A 17702-nucleotide genomic window follows, 5' to 3' on the forward strand; every position below is an offset into this window, starting at 1 on the left:
GAAGCAACAGCTCAGGAGGCGAAGAACGCCCGGGGGTCGGCCACCAGCACACCGTGCTCGGTGAGCCGCTCGATCAGGCCCGACGGTGAGGCGTCGTACACGATCGCGAGTGCCCGCAGGTCGTCGGCGCGGATGGAGAGCACCCGGCCGTTGTAGTCGCCGCGCTGCTGCTGGATGGCGCGGGCGTAGCGCGCGACGTAGGCCAGGTCCTCGGAGGCCTCGTCGTAGAGCCGCTCCAGGTCCAGGACGATCTTGCTGGTGGGCTCGTGACGGACGCCACTGCCGTCAGGCAGTAGCTCCGAGACGGGGACACGGTAGAACTCGGCCAGCTCGGCCAGACGGGACACCGTCACGGCCCGGTCGCCACGCTCGTACGAGCCGACCACCACGGCCTTCCACCGCCCGTTCGACTTCTCCTCCACACCCTGCAGGGAAAGACCCTGCTGTTGGCGGATGGAGCGCAGGCGGGCGCCCAGAGACTTGGCGTATTCAGAGGGCATTCGGACACTCCCAGTGCTGCTCGGGGTTCTCCCGTCGATCGCTACGGAGCGTGACGGTACGGGGAATGGGACACGTGGTCAAGTGGTCGTGACCCTACCGTTGGGGAGCGTCTGGGAAGTTATCCCCTTTTCATGGTCCTGATCCGGTGGTCAGTGGCCGCCGTCCATCGGCCCGGTGACCACTGGTAACGTGGCGTGAAGCCCCGGCTCAGGAGTGCTCTGCGGTCCGGCCGGAGGTGCCCGACATCCTTTAACGACCCGTCCAGTGAGGCGGGGAAGGAGGTCCGCCGTGGCATACCCACCGGCTGCCCGCTCGTCACCACCGCGACAACCCTCGGTGAAGGTGATCCTCGCCAGCGCCGACGTGCAACGCGTGGTCGACCGCATCGCCCACCAGATCCTGGAGAAGACCCAGGGTGCCGCCAACACGGTGCTTCTTGGGATTCCCACCAGAGGAACCCCCCTCGCTCGGCGGCTCGCCGACCGGATCAGCACCTTCGAGGACGTCGCCGTTCCGGTCGGTGTGCTCGACATCACCCTCTACCGCGACGACCTGCGCCGGCACGCCACCCGCGCGATCGGCCCGACCGAGCTGCCGCCCGGCGGCATCGACGGCAAGCGGGTCATCCTCGTCGACGACGTGCTGTTCTCCGGCCGCACCGTCCGGGCCGCGCTCGACGCGCTCAACGACGTGGGCCGCCCAGCGTCCGTGCAGCTCGCCGTCCTGGTCGATCGCGGCCACCGGGAGCTGCCGATCCGCGCCGACTACGTCGGCAAGAACATCCCGACCTCGCTCGCCGAGAGCGTGAAGGTGACGCTCGCCGAGACCGACGGGACGGACGAGGTCAAGCTCTACGGGGGACCCACCTCATGATCAAGCATCTGCTCTCCGGCGCCGACCTAGATGCCGCGACCGCCACCGAGATCCTGGACACCGCCGCCGAGATGGCCACCGTCGCCGGCCGGGAGATCAAGAAACTGCCCGCGCTGCGCGGCCGGACCGTGGTGAACCTCTTCTACGAGGACTCCACCCGCACCCGGATCTCCTTCGAGGCGGCGGCGAAGCGGCTCAGCGCCGACGTGATCAACTTTTCCGCGAAGGGGTCCAGCGTCACCAAGGGCGAGAGCCTGAAGGACACCGCGCTGACCCTGCAGGCCATGGGCGCCGACGCCGTGGTCGTCCGTCACCCGGCCTCCGGCGCGCCGCATCGACTGGCCAACTGGGTCGACGGGTCGGTCGTCAACGCCGGCGACGGCACGCACGAGCACCCCACCCAGGCGCTGCTGGACGCGTACACCATGCGGTCCCGGCTGGGCCGGTTGGCCGGCCTGTCGGTGGCGGTCGTCGGGGACGTCCTGCACTCCCGGGTCGCCCGCTCCAACGTGCTGCTGCTCTCCACCCTCGGCGCCAAGGTCACCCTGGTCGGCCCGCCCACCCTCATCCCGGTCGACATCGCCGGAGCATTGGCGCCGGCCACCGACGTCTCCTACGACCTGGACTCGGTGCTGCCGAATGTCGACGTGGTGATGATGCTGCGGGTGCAGCGGGAACGGATGAACGACTCCTACTTCCCCTCCGCGCGCGAGTACGCCCGCCGCTACGGGCTGGACGGCCCGCGGATGCGCCGGCTGCCGGAGCACGCGATCGTCATGCACCCCGGCCCGATGAACCGGGGGATGGAGATCACCCCCGAGGTCGCCGACTCACCCCGCTCCACCATCGTCGAACAGGTCACCAACGGGGTCTCCGTGCGGATGGCTGTCCTTTACCTGCTGCTCGGAGGGAACAACCGGTGAGCGCGTACCTGATCACCAGCGTGAGCGTCGTCGGCGGCCCGCCGACCGATCTGCTGATCCGCGACGGCGTGGTGGCCGAGGTCGGCGCCGGCCTGTCCGCGCCGGACGCCACCGTCATCGACGGCACCGGGCTGGTCGCCCTGCCCGGCCTCGTCGACCTGCACACCCACCTGCGCGAGCCCGGCCGGGAGGACGCCGAGACCGTCGAGTCGGGGTCCCGCGCGGCGGCGATGGGGGGCTACACGGCGGTCTGCGCGATGGCCAACACCTCCCCGGTCGCGGACACCGCCGGCGTGGTCGAGCAGGTCTGGCGGCTCGGCCGCGAGGCCGGGCTGGTCGACGTGCAGCCGATCGGCGCGGTCACCGTCGGGCTCGCCGGTGAGCGCCTGGCCGAGCTGGGCGCGATGGCCGACTCCGCGGCCCGGGTGCGGATCTTCTCCGACGACGGGCACTGCGTCGCCGACCCGTTGCTGATGCGCCGGGCCCTGGAGTACGTCAAGGCGTTCGACGGGATCATCGCCCAGCACGCCGAGGAGCCCCGGCTCACCGAGGGCGCCCAGATGCACGAGGGTGAGGTCTCCACCCGGCTCGGGCTGATCGGCTGGCCGGCGGTTGCCGAGGAGGCGATCATCGCCCGCGACGTGCTGCTCACCGAACACGTCGGCAGCCGACTGCACGTCTGCCACGTCTCCACCGCCGGCAGCGTCGAGGTGCTGCGCCAGGCAAAGGCACGCGGCGTACGCGTCACCGCTGAGGTCACCCCGCACCACCTGCTGCTCACCGACGAGCGTGCGGAGAGCTACGACCCGGTCTTCAAGGTCAACCCGCCGCTGCGGACGGCCGCGGACATCGCCGCGCTGCGCGCCGCGCTCGCCGACGGTGTGATCGACGTGATCGCCACCGACCACGCCCCGCACGCCGTGGAGGACAAGGAGTGCGAGTGGGCGTACGCCCGGCCGGGGATGCTCGGCCTGGAGACCGCCCTGTCCATCGCGCTCGACGTGCTCGGTCCCGAGTGGGACCTGATCGCCGAGCGGATGTCGCGCACCCCCGCCCGGATCGCGGGGCTGACCGGGCACGGCATCGACCCGGCACCCGGCGTGCCGGCCAACCTGACCCTGATCGACCCGGCCGCCCACCGCACCATCGAGCCGGCGGAGCTGGCCAGTCGCAGTCGCAACACCCCGTACGCCCGCATGACGCTGCCGGGTCGCATCGTGGCGACCTTCCTGCGTGGCGAGCCGACGGTCCTGGACGGAAAGGCTGTCAAGTAATGGTCAAGCGCAGACCCGCAATCCTGGTCCTAGAGGACGGGCGCACGTTCCCCGGTGAGGCGTACGGCAGCGTCGGGGAGACCTTCGGCGAGGCGGTCTTCAACACCGGCATGACCGGCTACCAGGAGACGCTCACCGACCCCTCGTACCACCGGCAGGTGGTGGTGCAGACCGCGCCGCACATCGGCAACACCGGAGTCAACGGCGAGGACGACGAGTCCGGCCGGATCTGGGTGGCCGGTTACGTCGTACGCGACCCGGCCCGGATCGGCTCGAACTGGCGCGCCACCGGCGGCCTGGAGGACCGGCTCGCCACCGAGGGTGTGGTGGGCATCAGCGGAGTGGACACCCGGGCGCTGACCCGGCACCTGCGCGAGCGTGGCGCCATGCGGGTGGGCATCTCCAGCGTCGACAACGACCCGCAGAGCCTCCTGACCCGCGTCCGCCAGGCACCGCAGATGGTCGGCGCGGACCTGTCCGCCGAGGTGACCACCGCCCAGCCCTACGTCGTCGAGGCTATCGGCGAGCACCGGTTCACCGTGGCGGCCCTCGACCTGGGCATCAAGCGCAACGTGCCGCGGCGACTCGCCACCCGTGGGGTGACCACCCACGTGCTGCCGGCCTCGTCGAGCATCGACGATCTGCTCGCCACCGGCGCCGACGCGATCTTCCTGTCGCCCGGTCCGGGCGACCCGGCCACCGCCGACGCCCCGGTGGCGCTGGCCCGGGAGGCGCTGCGGCGGGAGGTGCCGCTGTTCGGCATCTGCTTCGGCAGCCAGATCCTCGGCCGGGCGCTCGGCTTCGGCACCTACAAGCTGGGCTACGGCCACCGGGGGATCAACCAGCCGGTGCTCGACCGGGTCACCGGCAAGGTCGAGGTGACCAGCCACAACCATGGCTTCGCCGTGAAGGTGCCGGGCGCGGGTGCTGGCGCGGTGGTCCCCGACCAGGTGATCGACACCGACTTCGGCGGCGTCCAGGTGTCGCACGTCTGCCTCAATGACAACGTGGTCGAGGGGCTGCGGGCCGTGGACGTGCCCGCGTTCACTGTGCAGTACCACCCGGAGGCGGCGGCCGGCCCGCACGACGCGGACTACCTCTTCGACCGATTCGCCGACTTGATCGAGGGTCGGAACCACAGCAGGGGGCGCAGCAATGCCTAAGCGGACCGATCTCAAGCACATCCTCGTGATCGGCTCCGGGCCGATCGTCATCGGGCAGGCCTGCGAGTTCGACTACTCCGGCACCCAGGCGTGCCGGGTGCTGCGCAGTGAGGGGATCCGGGTCAGCCTGGTCAACTCCAACCCGGCGACGATCATGACGGACCCGGAGTTCGCCGACGCCACCTACGTCGAGCCGATCACCCCGGAGTTCGTGGAGCTGGTCATCGCCAAGGAGCGCCCCGACGCGATCCTGGCGACCCTCGGTGGGCAGACCGCGCTGAACACGGCCGTCGCCCTGCACGAGGGCGGCGTCCTGGAGAAGTACGGCGTGGAGTTGATCGGCGCGAACATCGACGCCATCAACCGGGGCGAGGACCGGCAGCTGTTCAAGGAGATCGTGGCGAAGGCCGGGGTCCGCCTGGGCGTCGACGACCCGACCGGGCTGGTGCCCCGCTCCCGGGTCTGCCACTCGATGGACGAGGTCGAGGCGACCGTCGCCGAGCTGGGTCTGCCGGTGGTGATCCGGCCGTCGTTCACCATGGGTGGCCTGGGCTCCGGCATGGCGCACACCCCGGAGGACCTGGCCCGCATCGCCGGCGACGGCCTGTCCGCCAGCCCGGTGCACGAGGTGCTCATCGAGGAGAGCGTGCTCGGTTGGAAGGAGTACGAGCTTGAGCTGATGCGCGACCGGCGGGACAACGTCGTGGTGGTCTGCTCGATCGAGAACATCGACCCGATGGGCGTGCACACCGGCGACAGCGTCACAGTGGCCCCGGCCATGACGCTCACCGACCGGGAGTACCAGCGCCTGCGTGACCTGGGCATCGCCGTGCTGCGCGAGGTCGGGGTGGACACCGGCGGCTGCAACATCCAGTTCGCGGTCAACCCGGTCGACGGCCGGATCGTCGTGATCGAGATGAACCCCCGGGTGTCGCGCTCCTCGGCGCTGGCCTCCAAGGCGACCGGCTTCCCGATCGCGAAGATCGCCGCGAAGCTGGCCATCGGCTACACCCTCGACGAGATCCCCAACGACATCACCCTGAAGACCCCGGCGGCGTTCGAGCCGACCCTGGACTACGTGGTGGTGAAGATCCCCCGGTTCGCGTTCGAGAAGTTCCCCGGTGCGGACCCGGAGCTGACCACCACGATGAAGTCGGTGGGTGAGGCGATGAGCCTCGGGCGCAACTTCACCGAGGCGCTGAACAAGGCGATGCGCTCGATGGAGACCCGATCATCTGGTTTCTGGACCACTCCAGACCCGGCCGACGTCACGCTCGCGGACACTCTCGCCGCGTTGCGGATCCCGCACGACGGCCGGCTGTACACCGTCGAGCGGGCGCTGCGCCTCGGCGCGTCGATCGCCGAGGTCGCCGAGGCCTCCGGCGGGATCGACCCGTGGTTCCTCGACCAGATCGCCGCCCTGATCGAGCTGCGTACGGAGATCGTGGACGCGCCGGTGCTCGACGCCGACCTGTTGCGGGTGGCGAAGCGGGCCGGGCTGTCCGACCGGCAGCTCGCCGCGCTGCGCCCGGAGCTGGCCGCCGAGGACGGCGTACGGACCCTGCGGCATCGCCTCGACGTGCGCCCGGTCTACAAGACGGTGGACACCTGCGCGGCCGAGTTCGAGGCCACCACGCCGTACCACTACTCGACGTACGACCTGGAGACCGAGGTCGTGCCGTCGGACCGGCCGAAGGTGCTGATCCTGGGCTCCGGCCCGAACCGGATCGGGCAGGGCATCGAGTTCGACTACTCCTGCGTGCACGCGGTGCAGGCGCTGCGGGCGGCCGGCTACGAGACGGTCATGGTCAACTGCAACCCGGAGACGGTCTCGACCGACTACGACACCGCCGACCGGCTCTACTTCGAGCCGCTGACCTTCGAGGACGTCCTGGAGGTCTGGCACGCGGAGGACTCGTCCGGCCGGGCGGCCGGCGGGCCGGGCGTGGTCGGGGTGGTCGTACAGCTCGGCGGGCAGACGCCGCTGGGCCTGGCGCAGCGGCTCAAGAACGCGGGCGTGCCGATCGTCGGCACCTCCCCGGAGTCGATCCACCTGGCCGAGGAGCGTGGCGCGTTCGGCACGGTGCTGGCCCGGGCCGGGCTGCGCGCGCCGGCGCACGGCATGGCCACGTCCTACGACGAGGCCAAGACGATCGCCGACGAGATCGGTTACCCGGTGCTGGTCCGGCCGTCGTACGTGCTGGGCGGTCGGGGCATGGAGATCGTCTACGACGACCCGACGCTGAGCGACTACATCGGACGCGCCACCGACATCTCCCCGGATCACCCGGTGCTGGTGGACCGGTTCCTCGACGACGCCATCGAGATCGACGTGGACGCGCTCTGCGACGCCGACGGCGAGGTCTACATCGGCGGTGTGATGGAGCACATCGAGGAGGCCGGCATCCACTCCGGCGACTCGTCCTGCGCGTTGCCGCCGATCACCCTCGCCGGATCGCACCTGGTCGAGGTGCGCCGCTACACCGAGGCCATCGCGCGTGGCGTCGGCGTCCGCGGCCTGCTCAACGTGCAGTACGCGCTCAAGGACGACGTGCTCTACGTCCTGGAGGCCAACCCCCGGGCGTCGCGGACCGTTCCGTTCGTCTCCAAGGCGACGGCGGTGCCGCTGGCCAAGGCGGCGGCCCGGATCGCGCTCGGCGCGAGCATCGCCGAGTTGCGCGCCGAGGGCCTGCTGCCGGCGACCGGGGACGGTGGCACGATGCCCGCCGACGCGCCGGTCGCGGTCAAGGAGGCGGTGCTGCCGTTCAAGCGCTTCCGGACCCGCGCCGGCAAGGGGATCGACTCGCTGCTCGGGCCGGAGATGAAGTCGACCGGCGAGGTGATGGGCATCGACACCAACTTCGGGCACGCGTTCGCCAAGAGCCAGTCGGCCGCGTACGGCTCGCTGCCGACCGCCGGGAAGATCTTCGTGTCGGTGGCCAACCGGGACAAGCGCGGCATGATCTTCCCGATCAAGCGGCTGGCCGATCTGGGCTTCGAGATCGTCGCGACCGCCGGCACGGCCGAGGTGCTGCGCCGGCACGGCATCGCCTGCGAGCAGATCCGTAAGCACTACCAGGCCGGTGAGGGCGACGACGCGGTGTCGCTGATCGGGGGCGGCCACGTGGCGCTGGTGATCAACACGCCGCAGGGCTCGGGTGCCAGTGCCCGCTCGGACGGCTACGAGATCCGCAGCGCGGCCGTCACCGCCGACATCCCCTGCATCACCACGGTTCCCGGCGCCGCCGCGGCCGTGATGGGTATCGAGGCGAGGATCCGCGGCGACATGCAGGTACGCCCCCTGCAGGACCTGCACGCCACCCTGCGGGCGGCCCAGTGACCCTGTTCGAGCGGGTGGTACGCCCCCAGTTGTTCCGGCTCGGCGGTGGGGACGCCGAGGTGGCGCACGAGTGGACACTGCGGCGGTTGAGCGCGCTGTCGCGGCGTCCGGTGGCCCTCGCCGCGCTGCGGGCCCGGTACGCGGTCAACGCGCCGCGCACCGTGTTCGGCGTGCGGTTCCCCAACCCGGTCGGGCTGGCCGCCGGCATGGACAAGGACGGCGCGGCGCTGCCAGCCTGGCCGGCGCTCGGCTTCGGTTTCGTCGAGGTCGGCACTGTCACCGCGCACGCCCAGCCGGGCAACCCACGGCCGCGGCTGTTCCGCCTGCCGGCCAGCGAGGCCGTGGTCAACCGGATGGGCTTCAACAACGCCGGGGCCGCCGCGCTGGCCACCCGGCTGGCGGCGCTGCCGCGCCCGCTCGGGGTGCCGTTGGGCATCTCGCTGGGCAAGTCCAAGGTGACCCCACTCGACGAGGCGGTCGAGGACTACCTCGCCTCGTACCGGGCGCTGCGCGGGCACGGCGACTACTTCGCCGTGAACGTGTCCTCACCCAACACCCCGGGGCTGCGCTCGTTGCAGGATCGCGCCCACCTGGACGCGCTGCTCGGCGCCCTGGTGGGGGAGAAACCGGTGCTGGTCAAGATCGCGCCGGACCTGACCGAGGCGGCGATCGCCGAGCTGCTGGAGGTGTGCCTGGCCCGGGGCGCCGCCGGGGTGATCGCCACCAACACCACCCTGGCCCGTACCGGTCTGGCCACTGTGGACGCCGAGCGCGGCGCCCAGGCGGGTGGTCTGTCCGGTCGGCCCCTGACCACGCGGGCCCGCGACGTGGTCGCCTTCGTGCACTCCGAAACCGGTGGCCGGCTGCCGATCGTCGGCGTCGGCGGGGTGCTGGACCCGGACGACGCGGCACGGATGTTCGACGCCGGCGCGTCCCTGGTGCAGCTCTACACGGGCTTCATCTACCGGGGCCCGGCCCTGGTGCGCGCCGCCGCCCGCGCGACGGCCGCAACCGTGGCACCGGAACCGGTCGCCGGTCGGTGACCGCCCCCGGTCCGGTGCTGGCCTGGCGCAACCGGGCGTCGAGCCCGCTGCGCGCCGAGGAGCCCACGCCCGCTGTTGCCCCTTTGCTCTGCACCCGTGGATGCACCACCCGGAGCGCGACACCCGGCCACCGGGTGTCGCGTCCCCGGGTGTCGCGTCCCCGGGTGTCGCGTCCCCGGGTGTCGCGTCCGTGGGTGCAGAGCAAAGGCAGCGGACAGGGGAGCGGCGGCGGCGCGGGCGACGGCGAGGTTCGACCCGGCCGCAGGACGTCCGCCGTCCGGGCCGCCTGAGGCACGAAGGAGTACGCGTGACACCCGAGGAGATCCTGGCCGCCGACCGGGCGCACGTCTGGCACCCGTACGCCGCGCTGCCGCCGACGAACCCGCCGTACGTGGTGCGGAGCGCCGAGGGAGTACGGCTGCGGCTGGCCGACGGGCGGGAGCTGGTGGACGGGATGTCGTCCTGGTGGGCGGCGATCCACGGGTACCGGCACCCGGTGCTGGACGCGGCGGTGACCGACCAGCTCGGCCGGATGAGTCACGTGATGTTCGGCGGGCTCACCCACGAGCCCGCCGTGCAGCTCGCCCGGACCCTGGTCGAGCTGACCCCGGAGGGCCTGGAGCACGTGTTCCTGGCCGACTCCGGCTCCGTCAGCGTGGAGGTGGCGGTGAAGATGTGCCTGCAGTACCAGCGGGCCGTCGGGCAGCCGCAGCGACGCCGGCTGGCGACCTGGCGGGGCGGCTACCACGGCGACACGTTCCACCCGATGAGCGTCTGCGACCCGGAGGGCGGCATGCACCACCTCTGGGGCGACGTGCTGCCCCGGCAGGTGTTCGCGCCGGTTCCGCCGGGCGGCTTCGACGACCCGCCCGACGACGCGTACGTGGCGGCGTTGGTGCAGACCGTCGAGCGGTACGCCGACGAGCTGGCCGCGGTTATCGTCGAACCCGTCGTCCAGGGTGCCGGCGGGATGCGTTTCCACCACCCGGGTTACCTGCGGGTGCTGCGCGAGGTGACCCGCGCCCACGGGGTGCTGCTGATCTTCGACGAGATCGCCACCGGGTTCGGCCGTACCGGTGCGATGTTCGCGGCCGAGCACGCCGGGGTGACCCCGGACGTGCTGTGCGTGGGCAAGGCACTCACCGGGGGCTACCTGACGCTCGCGGCGACGCTCTGCACCCCGGAGGTCGCCCGTGGCATCTCCGCCGCCGGCGTCCTGGCGCACGGGCCCACGTTCATGGGCAACCCGTTGGCCTGCGCGGTGGCCAACGCCTCCATCGGGCTGCTGCGGGCCGGGGACTGGGCGGGGCAGGTCGCCAGGGTCGGCGCCGGTCTGCGTGCCGGTCTGGAGCCCCTGCGCGGTACGCCGGGCGTCGCCGACGTGCGGGTGCTCGGCGCGATCGGGGTGGTGCAGCTCGATCACGAGGTCGACCTCGGCGCGGCCACCAGGGCCGCGGTCGAGCAGGGGGTGTGGTTGCGCCCGTTCCGCGACCTGGTCTACACGATGCCGCCGTACGTCACCGACGACGTCGACCTGGCTCGGATCGCGGCTGGCGTCGCGGCGGCGGTGGCGGCCGGCTGAACCGGTAGTGGTCGACGGGTACCCGGGAGGCGGTCCGCCGCCCGGCAGGAGGAGAGAGGGAGTACCGGATGGAGAGCTTCGGAAGCCGGCTGCACCGGGCGGTCGACGAGCGGGGGCCGCTCTGTGTGGGCATCGACCCGCATCCCGGTCTGCTGGCCCGCTGGGGTCTCGCCGACGACCTTCAGGGTCTTGACCGCTTCACCCAAACCGTCGTGGAAGCCCTCGGTGACCGGGTTGCGGTGGTCAAGCCTCAGTCGGCCTTTTTCGAGCGATTCGGGTCCCACGGCGTGGCGATTCTTGAGTCAACTATCCGACAGTTACGGGATGCCGGCTCGCTCGTTCTCCTTGACGTCAAGCGCGGCGACATCGGCTCGACGGTGAGCGCGTACGCCTCCGCGTACCTTGATCCATCCAGCCCGCTGTATGTCGACGCGGTCACCGCGAGCCCCTACCTCGGGGTCGGTTCGCTGGCGCCGATGTTCGAGCTGGCCGCCCAGCACGGCGGCGGGGTGTTCGTGCTCGCCCTCACCTCCAACCCCGAGGGCGCGGCCGTGCAGCGGGCCCGTACGGTCGACGGCCGCACCGTGGCGCAGACCGTCATCGACGAGATTTCCCAGCTCAACAGGGGTGCGACACCACTCGGGAGCTTCGGTCTGGTGGTCGGGGCGACCATCGGCGACACCGGTCATGACCTCTCCGGCGTGGGGGGTCCACTGCTCGCCCCGGGCCTCGGCGCGCAGGGTGCCGGGGCAGCCGATCTGCGTACCGTCTTCGGTTCGAGCCTGGGCTCGGTGCTCCCGTCGTACTCCCGGGAGGTGCTCTCGGCGGGCCCCGACGTCGCTGCCCTGCGGGCCGCCGCGGACCGGGTTCTGGCCGACTGTCGGGCCGTATTGCCTGCCCGGTGACTGACTGACGGGTCGGTCACTGTGCGTTGATCATGGGCCCCCCACGTTGCCGAAAGCTCCGTTGACCGCTAGTTTTCCCCGCGCTGGGAACCACGGACCCCTTGGTTCACAGCGACACCATGTTTCACAGATGCGGCGGTGCGCCCCGCCCGCCGCGATAGGGACCTGAGGAGAACTGGTGCCGCTCCCGTCACTGACCCCCGAACAACGCGCTGCCGCGCTCGAGAAGGCCGCGGAGATCCGCAAGGCCCGTGCTCAGCTGAAGGAGCAGCTCAAGCAGGGCAAGACCACCCTCGGTGCTGTCCTCGAGCGCGCCGAGGGCGACGACGTCGTCGGCAAGCTCAAGGTTTCGGCCGTCCTGCAGGCCATGCCGGGTATCGGCAAGATCCGGGCGACCCAGATCATGGAGAAGCTCAAGATCGCCGACAGCCGTCGCCTGCGTGGCCTCGGCGAGCAGCAGCGCAAGGCACTGCTTGGAGAGTTCGCCGCCAACTGAACCTGGCAGCGTGTAGAAACAAGCAGTGAGCACGGATGACGAGGCGCGCCCGGCGGCTCGGCTCACTGTCCTGGCTGGACCTTCGGGTTCCGGCAGGGAGAGTGTCGTCGAGCTCGTCCGGGCGCGTTCTCCGTCCGTGTGGTTGCCGGTGCCGGCGACCACACGGCCGCGCCGGGCGTCGGAAATCGACGGCGTTGACCGCGTCTTCCTCGCCCCCGCCGAGTTCGATCGCCGACTCGTCGCCGGCGAGCTGCTGGAGTGGTCCCGGATCGGCTCGTACCGCCGGGGCACCCCGTACCAACCGCTGCGCGCCCGGCTCGACGCCGGGCAGCCGGTGCTTCTTTCGCTCGACCTGCCCGGCGCCCCGCTGGTGCGCGCGCGCCTGCCCGATTCGCGGCTGGTGCTGCTGAGCCCACCCGGGTATCACCCCGACGCCGTGGTGGCGGCCGCCTTCGAGCACACGCTGACCCACGACCTCACCGAGCGTGTGGCCGACGAGCTGGTAGGCTTACTCGGTTCTTCTTATCCGGATCCGACCCGGTCGCGAGTGCGCGGCTGACGGTCGGCCGCTGTTGAGACTCAGCACCGCGTCCGCGCGGCTCGAAAGACGCAGAGGTTAATTCGTGGGATCCATCGCCAACCCCGAAGGCATCACCAACCCGCCGATCGACGAGCTCCTCGAGAAGACGACGTCGAAGTACGCGCTGGTCATCTTCGCCGCCAAGCGCGCGCGCCAGGTCAACGCCTACTACAGCCAGCTCGGTGAGGGTCTGCTGGAATACGTCGGCCCGCTCGTCGAGACCACCCCGCAGGAGAAGCCCCTCTCCATCGCCATGCGCGAGATCAACTCGGGCCTGCTCACCGCCGAGCCGACCGACCAGCCGTAAGCACTCGCCGGCCGATGTCCGCCTCGATCGTCCTCGGGGTTGGCGGCGGCATCGCCGCCTACAAGGCGTGCGAGCTGCTGCGACTCTTCACCGAATCAGGTCACCGGGTCCGTGTCGTGCCGACCGCGTCGGCGCTCCGGTTCGTCGGGGCGCCGACCTGGGCGGCACTCTCCGGCCAGCCGGTCGCCGACGACGTCTGGACCGACGTCCACGAGGTGCCGCACGTCCGACTCGGTAAGCAGGCCGACCTGGTGGTGGTCGCGCCGACCACCACCGACCTGCTCGCCAAGGCCGCGCACGGGCTCGCCGACGATCTGCTGACCAACACCCTGCTGACCGCCCGCTGCCCGGTGCTGCTGGCCCCCGCCATGCACACCGAGATGTGGGAGCACCCGGCCACCGTCGCCAACGTCGCCACGCTGCGCTCCCGGGGCGTCCGGGTCATCGAGCCCGCCGTCGGCCGGCTCACCGGCGTCGACACCGGCAAGGGGCGACTGCCCGACCCGGCGGAGATCTTCGCCATCGCCCGTCAGGTGCTGGCCCGGGGCGACGTCGCCCCCGCCGACCTGGCCGGCCGTCGGGTGGTCGTCACCGCGGGTGGCACCCGGGAGCCACTGGACCCGGTCCGTTTCCTGGGCAACCGCTCCTCGGGCAAGCAGGGTTACGCGTTCGCCCGCGCCGCCGTGGCCCGGGGCGCCCGGGTCACCCTGATCGCGGCGAACGTCTCCCTGCCCGATCCCGCCGGCGTCGACCTGATCCGGGTGGGCACCACCGCCGAGCTGCGGGAGGCGACGGTGAAGGCCGCCGTCGACGCGGACGCGGTGGTGATGGCGGCGGCTCCGGCCGATTTCCGCCCGGCGACGTACGCGGCTGGCAAAATCAAGAAGTCGGACGATGGTGTCGCGCCCACCATCGAGCTCGTCACGAACCCCGACATCGCAGCGGAGCTCGGCCAGCGCAAGCGACCGGAGCAGCTGCTGGTGGTGTTCGCCGCCGAGACCGGCGACGCCGAGGCCAACGGCCGAGCAAAGCTCGCCCGGAAGCGGGCCGACCTGATCGTGATCAACGAGGTCGGCCCCGACAAGGTGTTCGGTGCCGACACCAACACGGTGACGGTCATCGGGGCGGACGGCTCGGTCAGCCGGCTTCCCGAGCAGGCCAAGGAGGCCGTGGCCGACACCGTCTGGGATCTCGTCGTGGCGCGGCTGCCCGGCAGTTCCTGACGAGTGGTAAACGGCGCGACCGATCCCGACACCGGCCGCAGTGGTGATTAGACTGCCGCGGAACGACCTCACACGCTTAGGAGTGCCGTGACACGCCGTCTCTTCACGTCCGAATCGGTCACGGAAGGCCACCCGGACAAGATCGCTGACCAGATCAGCGATGGCATCCTCGACGCGCTGCTGGCCGAGGACCCGCACAGCCGGGTCGCGGTGGAGACCATGATCACCACCGGCCAGGTGCACATCGCCGGTGAGGTGACCACCAAGGCGTACGCCGACATCCCGACGATCGTCCGCCGGACCATCCTCGACATCGGCTACGACTCGTCGAAGAAGGGCTTCGACGGTGCCTCCTGCGGGGTCAGCGTCTCCATCGGCGCGCAGTCCGAGGACATCGCGCAGGGCGTGGACAACGCCTTCGAGCTGCGTACCGGGGCGTCGGAGAGCGCGCTGGACGCGCAGGGCGCCGGCGACCAGGGCATGATGTTCGGCTTCGCCTGCTCGGAGACGCCCGAGCTGATGCCGCTGCCGATCGCCCTCGCCCACCGGCTGGCCCGCCGGCTCGCCGCGGTCCGCAAGGACGGCACGATCCCCTACCTGCGCCCGGACGGCAAGACCCAGGTCACCATCGAGTACGAGGGGCTGCGCCCGGTCCGGCTGAACACCGTTGTCGTGTCCAGCCAGCACGCCGCGGACATCTCGCTGGACTCGCTGCTCACCCCGGACGTGCGTGACCACGTCATCGCGCCGGAGCTGGAGAGCCTCGGGTTGGACACCGAGGGCTACCGGCTGCTGGTCAACCCGACCGGCCGCTTCGAGATCGGCGGCCCGATGGGTGACGCCGGCCTGACCGGCCGCAAGATCATCGTCGACACCTACGGCGGGTACGCCCGGCACGGCGGTGGCGCGTTCTCCGGCAAGGACCCGTCCAAGGTGGACCGCTCGGCCGCGTACGCGATGCGCTGGGTCGCCAAGAACGTGGTCGCCGCCGGCCTGGCCGAGCGGTGCGAGGCGCAGGTCGCCTACGCCATCGGCAAGGCGCACCCGGTGAGCCTGTTCATCGAGACGTTCGGCACCGAGACCGTGCCGGTGTCCTCGATCGAGAAGGCCGTCGCCGAGGTGTTCGACCTGCGCCCAGCCGCGATCATCCGGGACCTCAACCTGCTCCGCCCGATCTACCAGCAGACCGCCGCGTACGGCCACTTCGGCCGGGAGCTGCCGGACCTGACCTGGGAGAGCACCGACCGGGCCGCCGACCTCAAGTCGGCCGCAGGAGCCTGACCGCCACCAGGCACAGCGACCGGCGACCCGCGGATGGGTCGCCGGTCGCGCGCGTCTGCGTGGATGTCCCGCTGGCACACCTGGACCGCCCGTTCGACTACCTGGTGCCCGCCGAGCTGGACGAGGTGGCGGTTCCCGGTACGCGGGTGAAGGTGCGATTCGCCGGGCAGCTCGTCGACGGGTGGTTGCTGTCCCGTGCCGACGACTCCGGGCACACCGGCCGCCTCGCGTACCTGGAGAAGGTGGTCTCGCCGGAACCGGTGCTGGCGCCCGAGGTCGCCCGGCTGGCCCGGGCGGTCGCCGACCGGTACGCGGGCAACCTCGCCGACGTGCTCCGGCTCGCCGTGCCGCCCCGGCACGCGCGGGTGGAGAAGGAGGCCCGCGACGACGAACCCGGCCCGACGGCCGTCGCCGAGGCCGCAGCGGTCGACCCCCGTGGCTGGCGGGACTACCCGACCGGCCCCGCGCTGCTGCGCGCGCTCACCGACGGCCGCGCACCGCGCGCGGTCTGGTCGGCGCTGCCCGGCGAGGACTGGGCGGCCCGCTACGCCGACGCGGTGGCCGCCACCGTCGCCGGGGGGCGCGGCGCGGTCGTCGTGGTGCCCGACGCCCGTGACCTCGACCGGCTGGACGCCGCGCTCACCAGCGTGCTCGGTCCGGGACGGCACGTCAGCCTCTCCGCCGCGCTCGGGCCGGCCCGGCGCTACCGGGCGTTCCTCGCCGCCCGCCGCGGCCAGGTGCCGGTGGTGATCGGCACCCGGGCGGCGATGTTCGCCCCGGTGGACCGGCTCGGCCTGGTCGCCATCTGGGACGACGGCGACGACCTGCACTCCGAACCCCGGGCCCCCTACCCGCACGCCCGTGACGTGCTGCTCACCCGCGTCCAGCTCGCCGAGGCCGGGGCGCTGGTCGGTGGGTACGCCCGGACCTCCGAGGCGCAACTGCTGCTGGAGACCGGCTGGGCGCGGGAGGTGGTCGCCGACCGGGCGACCGTGCGGGCCCGGATCCCGGCCATCGCGCCGACCGGCGACGACCCCCAACTGGCCCGCGACCCCGGGGCCGCCACCGCCCGGCTGCCCAGCCTGGCCTGGACGGCTGCCCGCGACGCCCTCCGGCAGGACCATCCGGTGCTGGTGCAGGTGCCCCGGCGCGGATACCTGCCGTCGATCTCCTGCGCCGAATGCCGCACCCCGGCGCGCTGCGCGCACTGCGCCGGCCCGCTCGCGCTGCCCTCGGCCGGCGGCACCCCGGCCTGCCGGTGGTGTGCCCGGGTGGCCGCCGCGTACGCCTGCCCGGAGTGCGGTGGGCGGCGGCTGCGGGCCGCGGTGACCGGCGCCCGGCGGACCGCCGAGGAACTGGGCCGGGCGTTTCCCGACGTCCCGGTGCGCACCTCCGGGCGCGAGGAGGTGCTGACCGACGTGCCCGGCGGCGCGGCCCTGGTGGTGGCCACGCCGGGTGCGGAGCCGGTCGCCGAGGGCGGCTACGGCGCGGTGCTGCTGCTCGACTCGTGGGCCCTGCTGACCCGGGCCGACCTGCGGGCCGGGGAGGAGGCGCTGCGGCGCTGGCTGGCCGCGGCGGCCCTGGCCCGCCCGGCGCCGGCCGGCCGGGTGGTGGTGGTCGCCGACGGCGCGCTCGCCCCGGTACAGGCGTTGCTGCGCTGGGACGCGGCCTGGTTCGCCGGCCGGGAGTTGGCCGAGCGCCGGGAGCTGGGCTTCCCGCCGGCGGTACGGATGGCGAGCGTCACCGGCCCGGCCGAGGCGGTGGCGGACCTGCTCACCGCTGCCCGGCTGCCCGCGGACGCCGAGGTGCTCGGGCCGGTGCCGGCCGAGGAGGGCCGGGAGCGGATGCTGGTCCGGGTGCCCCGGGCCCGAGCTGCCGCGCTCGCCGAGGCGCTGCACTCGGCTGCCGGTGTTCGTGCCGCCCGCAAGGCCGCCGACCCGGTCCGTCTCCAGGTCGATCCGTTGAGCCTCTTCTGAGAAGTTTCCGCCGGTGCCGGCGGTGCAGCAGCCCGTCCGTCGGGTGGTCGCCCGCACACCGCGTCCGGCAGGGCGGTGGCGCCAGAGTGGTAGCATCGCCCGTCATGCCGAGGCGTACGGCGGCTCCAGGTCGCGACGGAGCGTCGGACGCGCCGAGTCGGGGCCGCCGCAGGATGGCGCGACAATGGCGGTAACGCGTTGCTCGGGCGCGATGTCGATGATGTCAATGATCCGG

At 72.1% G+C, this 17702-nt stretch carries 15 protein-coding genes; 14 read left to right on the forward strand and 1 reads right to left on the reverse strand.

The genetic code is table 11. The features are described 5' to 3' along the window. Positions 1-11: 11 nt before the first annotated feature. Positions 12-500, reverse strand: coding sequence for a transcriptional regulator (locus FBZ33_RS10180; RefSeq protein ID WP_007458348.1), 489 nt, complete (start codon positions 498-500; stop codon positions 12-14). Between the two features lie 289 nt (positions 501-789). Here FBZ33_RS10180 and pyrR point away from each other — a divergent pair, with 289 nt between their 5' ends. The 14 genes from pyrR (at position 790) to FBZ33_RS10250 (ending at position 17467) form a co-directional block, all read left to right on the forward strand. Next, complete coding sequence (gene pyrR, locus FBZ33_RS10185; protein ID WP_088947454.1) at positions 790-1374, forward strand: bifunctional pyr operon transcriptional regulator/uracil phosphoribosyltransferase PyrR; 585 nt, start codon at positions 790-792, stop codon at positions 1372-1374. Next, positions 1371-2297 (forward strand): aspartate carbamoyltransferase catalytic subunit, encoded by a 927-nt coding sequence (locus FBZ33_RS10190; protein WP_088947455.1) that lies wholly within the window; start codon positions 1371-1373, stop codon positions 2295-2297. Before pyrR ends, FBZ33_RS10190 begins: the two co-directional genes overlap by 4 nt. Then, the gene (locus FBZ33_RS10195) at positions 2294-3571 is read left to right on the forward strand and encodes a dihydroorotase (protein ID WP_099852264.1); all 1278 of its coding nucleotides are present in this window, start codon (positions 2294-2296) and stop codon (positions 3569-3571) included. The genes FBZ33_RS10190 and FBZ33_RS10195 overlap by 4 nt, the downstream gene beginning before the upstream one ends. Next, positions 3571-4734 (forward strand): glutamine-hydrolyzing carbamoyl-phosphate synthase small subunit, encoded by a 1164-nt coding sequence (carA, locus tag FBZ33_RS10200; RefSeq protein ID WP_088947457.1) that lies wholly within the window; start codon positions 3571-3573, stop codon positions 4732-4734. The genes FBZ33_RS10195 and carA overlap by 1 nt, the downstream gene beginning before the upstream one ends. Continuing rightward, positions 4727-8074 carry a carbamoyl-phosphate synthase large subunit gene (gene carB / locus FBZ33_RS10205; RefSeq protein ID WP_141908844.1) on the forward strand — a complete coding sequence of 1116 codons (3348 nt, stop codon included), beginning with the start codon at positions 4727-4729 and terminating at the stop codon, positions 8072-8074. Before carA ends, carB begins: the two co-directional genes overlap by 8 nt. Further along, on the forward strand, positions 8071-9117 hold the full coding sequence (locus FBZ33_RS10210; protein WP_185755264.1) for a quinone-dependent dihydroorotate dehydrogenase: 1047 nt from the start codon (positions 8071-8073) through the stop codon (positions 9115-9117). Before carB ends, FBZ33_RS10210 begins: the two co-directional genes overlap by 4 nt. Before the next feature lie 307 nt (positions 9118-9424). After that, positions 9425-10699 carry an adenosylmethionine--8-amino-7-oxononanoate transaminase gene (locus FBZ33_RS10215; RefSeq protein ID WP_141908845.1) on the forward strand — a complete coding sequence of 425 codons (1275 nt, stop codon included), beginning with the start codon at positions 9425-9427 and terminating at the stop codon, positions 10697-10699. A 68-nt stretch (positions 10700-10767) separates the two neighbouring features. After that, complete coding sequence (gene pyrF, locus FBZ33_RS10220) at positions 10768-11604, forward strand: orotidine-5'-phosphate decarboxylase (RefSeq protein ID WP_141908846.1); 837 nt, start codon at positions 10768-10770, stop codon at positions 11602-11604. Between the two features lie 178 nt (positions 11605-11782). Beyond that, positions 11783-12100 carry an integration host factor, actinobacterial type gene (gene mihF, locus FBZ33_RS10225; protein WP_124821254.1) on the forward strand — a complete coding sequence of 106 codons (318 nt, stop codon included), beginning with the start codon at positions 11783-11785 and terminating at the stop codon, positions 12098-12100. 25 nt (positions 12101-12125) lie between these two features. Continuing rightward, positions 12126-12659 carry a guanylate kinase gene (locus tag FBZ33_RS10230; protein ID WP_141908847.1) on the forward strand — a complete coding sequence of 178 codons (534 nt, stop codon included), beginning with the start codon at positions 12126-12128 and terminating at the stop codon, positions 12657-12659. 64 nt (positions 12660-12723) lie between these two features. Beyond that, the gene (rpoZ, locus tag FBZ33_RS10235) at positions 12724-12987 is read left to right on the forward strand and encodes a DNA-directed RNA polymerase subunit omega (protein WP_030335666.1); all 264 of its coding nucleotides are present in this window, start codon (positions 12724-12726) and stop codon (positions 12985-12987) included. Between the two features lie 14 nt (positions 12988-13001). Next, positions 13002-14210 carry a bifunctional phosphopantothenoylcysteine decarboxylase/phosphopantothenate--cysteine ligase CoaBC gene (gene coaBC / locus FBZ33_RS10240; protein ID WP_141908848.1) on the forward strand — a complete coding sequence of 403 codons (1209 nt, stop codon included), beginning with the start codon at positions 13002-13004 and terminating at the stop codon, positions 14208-14210. Between the two features lie 87 nt (positions 14211-14297). Then, entirely contained in the window at positions 14298-15491 is a 1194-nt protein-coding gene (gene metK, locus FBZ33_RS10245; RefSeq protein WP_141908849.1) for a methionine adenosyltransferase, read from the forward strand. A 59-nt stretch (positions 15492-15550) separates the two neighbouring features. After that, positions 15551-17467, forward strand: a complete 1917-nt coding sequence (locus FBZ33_RS10250) for a primosomal protein N' (RefSeq protein ID WP_255508788.1) — start codon at positions 15551-15553, stop codon at positions 17465-17467. Positions 17468-17702: the final 235 nt, after the last annotated feature.

The sequence above is a fragment of the Micromonospora sp. A202 genome, assembly GCF_006715105.1.
Taxonomy (GTDB): Bacteria; Actinomycetota; Actinomycetes; order Mycobacteriales; family Micromonosporaceae; genus Micromonospora; species Micromonospora zamorensis.

What these genes read in the sequence shown, in the direction of transcription:
- coaBC (WP_141908848.1), top strand. Translation starts at nt 13,002, where the DNA reads ATGTCCGCCTCGATCGTCCTCGGGGTTGGCGGCGGCATCGCCGCCTAC.
- FBZ33_RS10190 (WP_088947455.1), top strand. Translation starts at nt 1,371, where the DNA reads ATGATCAAGCATCTGCTCTCCGGCGCCGACCTAGATGCCGCGACCGCC.
- FBZ33_RS10180 (WP_007458348.1), bottom strand. Translation starts at nt 500, where the DNA reads ATGCCCTCTGAATACGCCAAGTCTCTGGGCGCCCGCCTGCGCTCCATC.
- pyrF (WP_141908846.1), top strand. Translation starts at nt 10,768, where the DNA reads ATGGAGAGCTTCGGAAGCCGGCTGCACCGGGCGGTCGACGAGCGGGGG.
- carB (WP_141908844.1), top strand. Translation starts at nt 4,727, where the DNA reads ATGCCTAAGCGGACCGATCTCAAGCACATCCTCGTGATCGGCTCCGGG.
- carA (WP_088947457.1), top strand. Translation starts at nt 3,571, where the DNA reads ATGGTCAAGCGCAGACCCGCAATCCTGGTCCTAGAGGACGGGCGCACG.